General features: G+C 61.5%; 11 protein-coding genes. 7 read left to right on the top strand and 4 right to left on the bottom strand.

What is annotated here, in order from left to right; all coding sequences use genetic code 11:
• From AACS18_RS23070 to AACS18_RS04605, 4 genes are all read left to right on the top strand, one after another.
• A partial coding sequence (locus tag AACS18_RS23070) for a DUF4010 domain-containing protein (RefSeq protein WP_258228850.1) occupies positions 1–643 on the top strand: 643 nt, incomplete at its 5' end.
• 86 nt (positions 644–729) lie between these two features.
• Positions 730–1,320, top strand: a complete 591-nt coding sequence (locus AACS18_RS04615; protein ID WP_108613812.1) for a sugar O-acetyltransferase — start codon at positions 730–732, stop codon at positions 1,318–1,320.
• Positions 1,317–1,655 (top strand): DUF1294 domain-containing protein, encoded by a 339-nt coding sequence (locus AACS18_RS04610; protein WP_005343057.1) that lies wholly within the window; start codon positions 1,317–1,319, stop codon positions 1,653–1,655. Before AACS18_RS04615 ends, AACS18_RS04610 begins: the two co-directional genes overlap by 4 nt.
• A 114-nt stretch (positions 1,656–1,769) precedes the next feature.
• A complete protein-coding gene (locus tag AACS18_RS04605) occupies positions 1,770–1,982 on the top strand; it encodes a hypothetical protein (protein ID WP_041209029.1) in 213 nt (70 codons plus the stop codon).
• 67 nt (positions 1,983–2,049) lie between these two features.
• On the opposite strand, the gene yrfG is transcribed toward AACS18_RS04605, so the two are convergent.
• On the bottom strand, positions 2,050–2,730 hold the full coding sequence (gene yrfG, locus AACS18_RS04600) for a GMP/IMP nucleotidase (RefSeq protein WP_108613811.1): 681 nt from the start codon (positions 2,728–2,730) through the stop codon (positions 2,050–2,052).
• Positions 2,731–2,874: 144 nt separating this feature from the next.
• Here yrfG and nudE point away from each other — a divergent pair, with 144 nt between their 5' ends.
• From nudE to AACS18_RS04585, 3 genes are all read left to right on the top strand, one after another.
• Positions 2,875–3,483 carry an ADP compounds hydrolase NudE gene (gene nudE / locus AACS18_RS04595; protein WP_181363410.1) on the top strand — a complete coding sequence of 203 codons (609 nt, stop codon included), beginning with the start codon at positions 2,875–2,877 and terminating at the stop codon, positions 3,481–3,483.
• A gap of 41 nt (positions 3,484–3,524) precedes the next feature.
• The gene (gene cysQ / locus AACS18_RS04590; RefSeq protein ID WP_108613810.1) at positions 3,525–4,337 is read left to right on the top strand and encodes a 3'(2'),5'-bisphosphate nucleotidase CysQ; all 813 of its coding nucleotides are present in this window, start codon (positions 3,525–3,527) and stop codon (positions 4,335–4,337) included.
• Positions 4,338–4,774: 437 nt separating this feature from the next.
• Positions 4,775–6,046, top strand: coding sequence for an aromatic amino acid transport family protein (locus AACS18_RS04585; protein ID WP_108613809.1), 1,272 nt, complete (start codon positions 4,775–4,777; stop codon positions 6,044–6,046).
• Positions 6,047–6,116: 70 nt separating this feature from the next.
• Here the strand turns inward: AACS18_RS04585 and AACS18_RS04580 are convergent, their stop codons facing one another.
• From AACS18_RS04580 to metJ, 3 genes are all read right to left on the bottom strand, one after another.
• A complete protein-coding gene (locus AACS18_RS04580) occupies positions 6,117–6,455 on the bottom strand; it encodes a tRNA-binding protein (RefSeq protein WP_108613808.1) in 339 nt (112 codons plus the stop codon).
• Positions 6,456–6,538: 83 nt separating this feature from the next.
• A complete protein-coding gene (locus AACS18_RS04575; RefSeq protein ID WP_108613807.1) occupies positions 6,539–7,261 on the bottom strand; it encodes an AraC family transcriptional regulator in 723 nt (240 codons plus the stop codon).
• 41 nt (positions 7,262–7,302) lie between these two features.
• Positions 7,303–7,616, bottom strand: a 314-nt coding sequence (gene metJ, locus AACS18_RS04570; protein ID WP_108613806.1) for a met regulon transcriptional regulator MetJ, incomplete at its 5' end; no start/stop codon positions are given.

Below are 7,616 nucleotides of genomic sequence, written 5' to 3'. Positions count from 1 at the left end.
GCTCACCAGCATACTGGCGGGATTGGCCTCCTCCACCGCCCTCACCCTGCAGTTCGCCCGCCTCAACAAGGAGCAGGGCGGGCTGGAGCGCCTGCTGGCTACCGGCATCCTGCTGGCAGGGGCCCCCATGTGGCTGCGGCTGCTGGTGCTGGTGCTGCTCATTCACAGCGAACTGGCGATGCGCCTCGCCGCCCCGCTCGTGCTGCTGGCTACCACGGTGTACGGCTTTGCCTTCTGGTTCTGGCGTCAGCGCGAGGAGCTGACTGACGGCCCGGTGCAGCCGGAAACCAGCAACCCGCTCGATCTGGCCACCGCCATCAAGTTCGGCCTGCTGCTGGCGCTGATCGGCTTTATGGCAACTCTGCTGCAAGACAAGGTAGGCAACTCCGGGGTCTATCTGCTGTCGCTGGTGTCGGGGATCACCGACGTGGACGCCATCACGCTGTCACTCTCCCAGCTCTCCCACAAGGAGCTGGCACTGGAGGTGGCCGCTCGCGGCATCCTGCTCGCCGGTTTGATCAACTCGCTGGTGAAGGGGTTGCTGGCCCTCGGCATCGGCGGTCGCAGTCTGGGGCTGCGGGTGCTGCTCCCCTACTTCGTCTCGGCCCTGCTGATCCTCCCCCTCGTCTGGCCGGCAGGATGACGGGGATCACCTGCCAGAAGTGACAGACTGACGCCTCTCGCGCTTGTCACGTATACTGCCCCCTCTTGCAGCATGAGGAGGTAGCAATGGCGAGCGACTGGGACAAGGTACTGGCAGGCGGGGCGCTGGATGGCCAGAGCGAGGAGATAGCGAACGACCGGATCCGCGGTCAGGCGCTGCTGGCCCGGCTCAATGGTTCATCGGCGGGCGATGGCCCTCTGCGCCAACAAATCTGCCGCGAGCTCTTTGGCCACTGCCCCGACTCCTGCTGGATCAGCACGCCCTTCACCTGCGAATTCGGCCGCAACATTCATATCGGCGAGAAGACCTTCTTCAACTTCAACGTCACCATTCTCGATCTGGGTGAAGTGCATATCGGCAGCCATGTGCTGCTGGCCCCCAACGTGCAGATCTACACCGCCACCCACACCATGAACTATCTGGAACGACGCAACTGGACTGCCTACAACAAGCCGGTATGGATCGGCGATGACTGCTGGATTGGCGGCGGCGCCATCATCTGCCCCGGCGTCACCATAGGGCCGCGCTCCATCATTGGCGCCGGCGCCGTGGTCACCCGCGACATCCCGGCCGACTCGGTGGCGGTGGGCAATCCGGCCAGGGTGATCCGCACCCTCAAGCAGGATGAGGAGCGCTGCTGGGAGCTGGCCCAATGATGGCGCTGGCGCTGCTGCCGCTGGGCTGGACTCTCTGGCTCGGCCTCGACGGCCAGCAGTGGTGGCCACTGGCCGCACTGCTGACCATGAGTCTGCTGACGCTGGCGGCCTACGCCTGGGACAAGCGGCAGGCGGTGCGGGGCGAGTGGCGCATTCCCGAATCGAGGCTCCATCTGCTGGAGCTGTGCGGCGGCTGGCCGGGGGCACTGGTGGCCCGCCAGTGGCTGCGTCACAAGACCCAGAAGCGCAGCTACCGGCTGGTCTTCTGGTTTATCGTGCTGCTGCACCTCACCCTGTGGGCGCTCTGGGTCGGGCGGCCACTCTGGCAGCAATAGCTGTCTGCGTCACAAAGGGACAATGGGCCCCATTGCGGCCGCACGGCGGCTGTGAGAAAACAGAGCAGATCTCATCAGCGTTTTCGCCGTCTATAGACGACAAGGAGTCGTGACATGACCATGTGGACAGGCATAGTCCTGATCGTATTTATCAGCGTATTGTTCGGATATCTCGGCAAGCGGGCCCGCTATCAGATGGGGGATGCCCGCATCACGGATCGCCTCGGCAGGCAGGATATGATCATCAGAGAGTTGCAGGAGCGGATCGCCAATCTGGAGGCAATCGTCATCGAAGAGGAGAAACGGCGCCCGTTCCGGGAGCTGTGATGTTTTACCGCCAGGTTTCAGATACAGAGAGGGCTGCATGATGCAGCCCTCTCTTGTTTGAACTGATTCAGATTGCCAGCGGCAGCAACTCGGCATAGTCGCGGATCGCCGGAAAAGCGGTAATGCTCTGCTCCGACTTGCAGCTATCCGGATTCTGGATCGCCAGCTGATAGCCGATGCCATAGTCGGCGGCAGCCCGCAGGATCCGCTCGCTATCATCCACAAACAGGGTGCGGGCCGGATCGAACGCCAGCCGCTCGGCCAGTGCCTGCCAGCAGTGCTGGCTCTCCTTCGACCAGCCCAGCTCATGGGTACTCACCATCAGATCCAGATGGTCGCTTAGCCCCAGCTGCGCATCCTTCACCGACAGACTGGCGGGGTGGGCGTTGGTAAAGAGCACCAACTGCTTGCCCGCGGCACGCAGCTCGGCCAGAAAGGGGATGGCGTGGGGGCGCCACTGGATCTTCGCCAGGATCTCCTGCTTGAGGGCACGAATGTCGAGCCCCAGGGTCTCGCTCCAGTAATCCACGCAGTACCAGTTGAGGGTGCCGTTGACGGCGTGATAATGGACGTCGATCTGCGCTTTGGCTTCATCCAGCGGCAGACCAAGCCGCTCGGCGTAACGCTCCGGCACCAGTTGCTGCCAGAGGTGGTTGTCAAAATGGAGGTCGATGAGGGTGCCATCCATATCGAGCAAGACTGTATCTATCTGGTGCCAGGGCAAGGTAGTGGAGCGGGAGTGCGACATCGGGCCTCTTGATCGCGGATCATGGAAAAACAGGGCGGCAGTATAACGGATTTTTCCTCCCCCTTTCCCCTCCCTGCCCCGTGGTGTTCGGTGTGGGAGTCGTTTACTCTTGAAGCACGATTTTTTAACGAGCCGTCACCCCTGATGAGTGAGCACCACAAAAGCCCCCCCGAACAGATTTCGATCGACCAGCTGGAGCAGGAAAAGAGCAAACCGGAGATCCTCAAGGCCGAGATAGTGGCAGAGAGCCGGCTGTTCAGAGTGGAATCCCTCCACCTCAAATTCTCCAACGGTGAGGAGCGGGTCTACGAACGGATGCGCGGCGGCAATCGTGGCGCCGTCATGGTGGTGCCGCTGTTCGATGAGCATACCCTGCTGCTGGTGCGCGAATATGCCGCAGGTACCCACTCCTACGAGCTGGGCTTTCCCAAAGGGCTGATCGACCCGGGCGAAGATGCCTTCGAGGCGGGCAACCGGGAGCTGATGGAAGAGGCGGGCTTTGGCGCCAAAAACCTGACCCTGCTCAAACAGGTGTCGCTAGCGCCCGGGTACTTCTCCAGCCGGATGGACATTTTACTGGCGCGGGATCTATTCCCCGAGCAGCGGATCGGCGACGAACCCGAACCGCTGGAGGTGATCCCCTGGCCACTCAACCGGATCGATGAATTGCTGGCGCGGCCCGACTTCACCGAGTCGCGCAGCATCAGTGCCCTGCTGCTGGCCCGGAAGTGGCTGGTGGAGCAGGTCGGGTAGCCCGCACGCGGGCAGTTTGTTTGCATACAGAGGATAACAAGATGCAGGAGTTGTTGGCCTGGGTGCCGGGGGTCAAGGAGATTGCCCGCGAAGCCGGAAGGATCCTTCACGACATCTATCACGGCGGTCAGTTCGAGCGTCAGCTGAAGGAGGATGCGACCCCGGTCACCAGTGCCGATCTTGCTGCCGATGCCTACCTCAAACAGGCGCTCTCGGCGCTCACCCCCCACATACCGGTGCTGACTGAAGAGGCGGCCGATATCCCCTTCAGCCAACGTGCCAACTGGCGGCAGTACTGGCTGGTGGATCCCCTCGACGGCACCGGTGAATTCATCGCCGGCAGCGGCGACTTCGCCACCCTGATCGCCCTGGTGCGGGACAATGTGCCGGTGCTCGGAGTCATCTACGCTCCCGAGTCCAACGTGCTCTACTGGGCAGTACGTGGCTATGGCGCCTTCAAGGAGGTGAACCGTGAAACCCTGCCCATCAGCGCCATGCACCACGAGCACCACCAGCCCGACTCGCTGGTGGTGGCCATCAGCCGCCGCCAGAAGCTGGAGAAGCTCACCCGCCGCCTCAACCCGGCCATCAACTACGAGCTGATCCCGCTTGGTTCCAGCTCCCTCAAATCCTGTCTGGTGGCGGAAGGCGCGGCCGATTGCTACGTGCGGCTCGGCCCCACCGGCGAGTGGGACACTGCCGCCGCCCAGTGCATCGTCGAGGCGGCCGGTGGCCGCATCCTCAGCCTGGCGTTGCAACCGCTCAGCTACAACGAAACCGAGTCGCTGGAGAACCCGGACTTTATCGTGATGGGGGATCCGGATCTCGCCTGGGGCAACATTCTGGCCCACTAGGCCGATAGCGATATCATCACACCAGACAAGCAGGCGGCCCGATGGCCGCCTGCTTGTTCAGGGAAGTTGCCCCGGGTGATGACCGGAGTGATCCTCTGGTCAAGGCGCTCTTGAACAGCGTGATACGCTGGCAAAGCGGCAAAATGACAGTGAAACATCACAGTCGGTCGGTGAGAAATGGTGCGATTTTTCACGTAATTCTGAAAACACCTGATTAGCCAAAATAAAAAAACGAGCAGGCATAAAATTTTGGTTTTATATTTCACAAAAACCACAAATATCAGTTTTGTTTCATTCTGTGACCCAGATTCCATTCCCAATCTCGCTGGCTAAACCCCGCAATGGCAGTGATATGTTTCAGTCTCGCTTTTTGAGAATTAAATCCCGATAAACCACAATGAACTCAGATTAAAACACTAACAAAAAGTGAATTAGTAATGAGTTTATCTGTAGAGGCTACCAAGGAGCTATCCGGTTCCTGCTCCACCACTGCCAGCATCACCCGCTGGCGCCGTCACGACACCCACTGGGTTATCAGCCTGTTTGGCACCGCCGTTGGCGCCGGTATCCTGTTCCTGCCCATCAATCTGGGTCTGGGCGGGATCTGGCCCCTCGTCATCGTCGCAGTACTGGCAGGCCCCATGACCTTCCTCGCCCACCGCGGGCTGGCACGCTTCGTACTCTCCTCTTCACGCCCCCACGCCGACTTCACCGAAGTGGCGGAGGAGCATTTCGGCAAAATGGCCGGCCGCCTCATCTCGGCGCTCTACTTCCTCTCCATCTTCCCAATCCTGCTCATCTACGGGGTCGGACTGACCAACACGGTGGAAAGCTTTATGGTCAACCAGCTCGGTATGGCAACCCCGGATCGGGTGATGCTCTCCGGCGTGCTGGTATTCGCCATGATCGCCGTGATGCTGGCGGGGGAGAAAGCGATGCTGCGCGCCTTCGCCTTTATGGTCTATCCGCTGGCGGCCATTCTGGCGGCGCTCTCCTGCTACCTCATTCCCCAGTGGCAGTGGCCGGAAGTGACTGCGTTTGAAGGGGGGAGCTTCCTCAACACCGTCTGGCTGGCACTGCCGGTCACCGTGTTCGCCTTCAGCCACGCCGCCGCCATCTCCGGCTTTGCCAACGTGCAGCGCCGGGAATATGGCGAACAGGCGGAAGCCAAGAGCGGCCTGATCCTGCGCAACACCACAGTAATGCTGGTGGGCTTCGTGCTCTTCTTCGTCTTCTCCTGCGTGCTGAGCCTCTCGCCAGCCCAGCTGGCTGAAGCCAAGGCCCAGAACGTCTCTGTGCTCTCCTATCTCGCCAACATCACAGACAACCCGGTGATCGTGACTCTGGGGCCGCTCATCGCCTTTATCGCCATCAGCTCCTCCTTCCTTGGCCACTTCCTCGGTGCCCGTGAAAGCCTGAAAAGCCTGATCGCCAAGCCCACCGGCCTACCGCTGGCCAAGGCGGACAAATTCGGTATCGCCCTGATGTTCTTCTCTATCTGGGGTGCCGCCGTCATCAACCCGGGCATTCTGGGGCTGATGGAAACCCTCTCCGGCCCGGTCATCGCCATGATCCTGTTCATCATGCCGGTGATTGCCATCTACAAGGTGGAGGCGCTGGCCCGCTTCCGTCACGGCTGGACCAACGGCTTTATCCTGCTGACCGGTTCGCTGGCGGTGTCGGCGCTGATCTTCAGCCTGTTGAAGTAACGACTCACAGCAGATAACAAAAAGAGAGGCGACCTTGGGTCGCCTCTCTTGTCTCTGTTCGGGTGTGAATTCAGCCCAGCTTGGCGCCGTTCTCCACCGCCTGCTCGGGGATAGCCATCACCACGGCGCCATCCGGCCGGTAGAAACCGGTCAGCAGAAATTCAGACTGAAACGGCCCTATCTGTTTGGTCGGGAAGTTGACTACGGCGATGATCTGGCGGCCCACCAGCGGCTCTGGCTGGTAGAGCGCGGTGATCTGGGCACTGCTCTTGCGTATCCCCAGTTCAGGGCCAAAATCCGCCCACACCTTGTAGGCCGGTTTGCGCGCCTCGGGGAACGGCTCGACCCGCACCAGGGTGCCCACCCGGAGCTCCACCATCTCGAAATCCTGCCAGCTAATCGTCTCCATTTCGGCTCCTGTTTATCGTGCACTTGCATGACCCGCAGCATGGCCCAACGAGAGCATCCCGTCTTCGGCGGTCAGCCGTTTCGTTACGGCAGGCGGCCGTTTTGCTGGCGCCAGAGGGAGGGCGTGAGCCCGCTCTCGGCCAGGAAGCGCTCGCTGAACGCCCCCTGATTCTGGTAGCCGCAGCGGCTGGCAATCTCACCAACGGGCAGTTGCGTACCGGCAAGCAGGGTACGCGCCAGCGCCATGCGTCGACTGCGAATGTAGTGGGAGACGCTCACCCCCAGCTGCTGGCGAAAGGCGAGCTTGAACTGGCTCTGGCCAAGACAGGCGATGGCGGCGAGTTGCTGATTGGTCAGCGGGGCGGCGAGGTTGGCATCGATATGGCGTTGCACCTTGAGGATGCGGGCGGCAAGGCGTGGAATGGCTGCGCTCTGCATCCCCTGCCCTTCAGCCAGCAGGGAGAGCCACACCTGCTCCATGCCCGCCACCTGCCGCCCCTCGGCCACCATGCGGTGCAAAAACGCGAGGTAGTGGCGCTGGGGCTCATCCAGCTCGATAAAGGGGCGGACTGCCAAATCCCCGGGCAGCCAGTCGCTCTCCTGCACCAGAAACGAAAGCGCGGGATCGGCGGCGTAGTCGTGCCGCTCGCCGGGGGCGATGATGCAGGCAGAACCGGGGGCAAGCAGGCGCCCCCGGCCCTGCACCTCAATCTCGAGGGGACCGTCGAGGGGGATCACCAGTTGGGCAAAGTCGTGGCTATGGCTGCAGATGTGGTGGTGATAGTGGCGCAGGCTGAAGCGGGACATGGCAGATAGCAATGACGCGGCCAGGGCCGCGTCATTGGGGGTTATTCCTTGTCGAAATCTTCGATCTCTTTGCCCAGCGCTTCCATGATGGCGCGCGCTTCGGCCGGGACGCTGTCCGGTTGATCCTTGCGCAAGTCTTCGTCGCAAGGGAGCGGCTGGCCGGTGAAAGCGTGCAGGAAGGCTTCACAGAGCAGCTCGCTGTTGGTCGCATGACGCAGGTTGTTCACCTGACGGCGGGTGCGCTCATCGGTCAACACTTTCAACACCTTGAGCGGGATCGAGACGGTAATCTTCTTGACCTGTTCGCTCTTCTTACCGTGTTCCGCGTAGGGGCTGACGTAGTCGCCGTTCCACT

Origin of the sequence: Aeromonas sp. HMWF015, from assembly GCF_963878965.1 — a bacterium.
In the GTDB taxonomy this organism is placed as follows: Bacteria; Pseudomonadota; Gammaproteobacteria; order Enterobacterales; family Aeromonadaceae; genus Aeromonas; species Aeromonas veronii.
The sequence above is the reverse complement of the archived record's forward strand: the minus strand, read 5'-3'. Positions and strand labels throughout refer to the sequence as shown.